General features: G+C 51.5%; 1 rRNA gene. It reads right to left on the bottom strand.

Annotated features, from left to right (window positions below):
- Position 1: 1 nt before the first annotated feature.
- Positions 2-2,940: ribosomal RNA gene (locus tag OEV98_RS17715) — 23S ribosomal RNA — on the bottom strand.
- Positions 2,941-2,991 lie beyond the last annotated feature (51 nt).

The raw sequence follows: 2,991 nt of genomic DNA, 5'->3' as shown, positions 1-2,991 counted from the left end.
TTTGGTTAAGTCCTCGAACGATTAGTATCCGTCAGCTCCATATGTCACCATACTTCCACCTCGGACCTATCAACCTTGTCATCTTCAAGGGTTCTTACTTAGCTTACGCTAAAGGGAAATCTCATCTTGAGGGGGGCTTCATGCTTAGATGCTTTCAGCACTTATCCCTTCCGCACATAGCTACCCAGCGATGCCTTTGGCAAGACAACTGGTACACCAGCGGTGCGTCCATCCCGGTCCTCTCGTACTAAGGACAGCTCCTCTCAAATTTCCTACGCCCACGACGGATAGGGACCGAACTGTCTCACGACGTTCTGAACCCAGCTCGCGTACCGCTTTAATGGGCGAACAGCCCAACCCTTGGGACCGACTACAGCCCCAGGATGCGATGAGCCGACATCGAGGTGCCAAACCTCCCCGTCGATGTGGACTCTTGGGGGAGATAAGCCTGTTATCCCCGGGGTAGCTTTTATCCGTTGAGCGATGGCCCTTCCATGCGGAACCACCGGATCACTAAGCCCGACTTTCGTCCCTGCTCGACTTGTAGGTCTCGCAGTCAAGCTCCCTTGTGCCTTTACACTCTACGAATGATTTCCAACCATTCTGAGGGAACCTTTGGGCGCCTCCGTTACTCTTTAGGAGGCGACCGCCCCAGTCAAACTGCCCACCTGACACTGTCTCCCATGCCGATAAGGCATGCGGGTTAGAATTTCAATACAGCCAGGGTAGTATCCCAAGGGCGCCTCCACCGAAGCTGGCGCTCCGGCTTCCAAGGCTCCTACCTATCCTGTACAAGCTGTACCAAAATTCAATATCAGGCTACAGTAAAGCTCCACGGGGTCTTTCCGTCCTGTCGCGGGTAACCTGCATCTTCACAGGTACTATAATTTCACCGAGTCTCTCGTTGAGACAGTGCCCAGATCGTTACGCCTTTCGTGCGGGTCGGAACTTACCCGACAAGGAATTTCGCTACCTTAGGACCGTTATAGTTACGGCCGCCGTTTACTGGGGCTTCAATTCAAAGCTTCGCGTTGCCGCTAACCTCTCCTCTTAACCTTCCAGCACCGGGCAGGCGTCAGCCCCTATACTTCACCTTACGGTTTTGCAGAGACCTGTGTTTTTGCTAAACAGTCGCCTGGGCCTATTCACTGCGGCTCTCTCGGGCTTGCACCCTACTAGAGCACCCCTTCTCCCGAAGTTACGGGGTCATTTTGCCGAGTTCCTTAACGAGAGTTCTCTCGATCACCTTAGGATTCTCTCCTCGCCTACCTGTGTCGGTTTGCGGTACGGGCACCTTGATTCTCGCTAGAAGCTTTTCTAGGCAGTGTGAAATCAGGAACTTCGGTACTATAATTTCCCTCGCCATCACAGCTCAGCTTATGTGACCATAAGGATTTGCCTCACGGTCAGCCTTACTGCTTGGACGCGGACATCCAATGCCGCGCTTACCCTATCCTCCTGCGTCCCTCCATTGCTCAAACGAATCAAAGGTGGTACAGGAATATCAACCTGTTGTCCATCGCCTACGCCTATCGGCCTCGGCTTAGGTCCCGACTAACCCTGAGCGGACGAGCCTTCCTCAGGAAACCTTAGGCATTCGGTGGAAGGGATTCTCACCCTTCTTTCGCTACTCATACCGGCATTCTCACTTCTAAACGCTCCACTAGTCCTCACGGTCTAGCTTCGACGCATTTAGAACGCTCTCCTACCACGGACACCTAATGGTGTCCATCCGCAGTTTCGGTGATACGTTTAGCCCCGGTACATTTTCGGCGCAGAGTCACTCGACCAGTGAGCTATTACGCACTCTTTAAATGGTGGCTGCTTCTAAGCCAACATCCTGGTTGTCTAAGCAACTCCACATCCTTTTCCACTTAACGTATACTTTGGGACCTTAACTGGCGGTCTGGGCTGTTTCCCTTTTGACCACGGATCTTATCACTCGCAGTCTGACTCCCAAGGATAAGTATTTGGCATTCGGAGTTTATCTGAATTCGGTAACCCGATGAGGGCCCCTAGTCCAAATAGTGCTCTACCTCCAATACTCTCACCTTGAGGCTAGCCCTAAAGCTATTTCGGAGAGAACCAGCTATCTCCAAGTTCGATTGGAATTTCTCCGCTACCCACACCTCATCCCCGCACTTTTCAACGTGCGTGGGTTCGGGCCTCCAGTAAGTGTTACCTTACCTTCACCCTGGACATGGGTAGATCACCTGGTTTCGGGTCTACGACCTCATACTCATTCGCCCTATTCAGACTCGCTTTCGCTGCGGCTCCGCTATACGCTTAACCTCGCATGAAATCGTAACTCGCCGGTTCATTCTACAAAAGGCACGCCATCACACATTAATGTGCTCTGACTACTTGTAGGCACACGGTTTCAGGATCTCTTTCACTCCCCTTCCGGGGTGCTTTTCACCTTTCCCTCACGGTACTGGTTCACTATCGGTCACTAGGGAGTATTTAGCCTTGGGAGATGGTCCTCCCTGCTTCCGACGGGATTTCTCGTGTCCCGCCGTACTCAGGATTCACTCAAAGAGTGGATGAAATTTCAACTACAGGGTTATTACCTTCTCTGACAGGTCTTTCCAGACCGCTTCGTTTATTTCATCCATTTGTAACTCTTATAGAGAGTGTCCTACAACCCCAAGAGGCAAGCCTCTTGGTTTGGGCTGTTCCCGTTTCGCTCGCCGCTACTCAGGGAATCGCAATTGCTTTCTCTTCCTCCAGGTACTAAGATGTTTCAGTTCCCTGGGTCTGCCATCATTACCCTATGTATTCAGGTAAAGATACTCTCCCATTACGGAGAGTGGGTTCCCCCATTCGGAAATCTCCGGATCAAAGCTTACTTACAGCTCCCCGAAGCATATCGGTGTTAGTCCCGTCCTTCATCGGCTCCTAGTGCCAAGGCATCCACCGTGCGCCCTTTCTAACTTAACCATTCGGTAAACTTGCATTTACCAATTATTTTAAAAAAGGATCAAACCTAAT

Source organism: Perspicuibacillus lycopersici (assembly GCF_025660475.1).
Classification (GTDB): domain Bacteria; phylum Bacillota; class Bacilli; order Bacillales; family Caldibacillaceae; genus Perspicuibacillus; species Perspicuibacillus lycopersici.
Note: the sequence above shows the minus strand (reverse complement) of the source record. Positions and strands in the feature narration are given on the sequence as shown.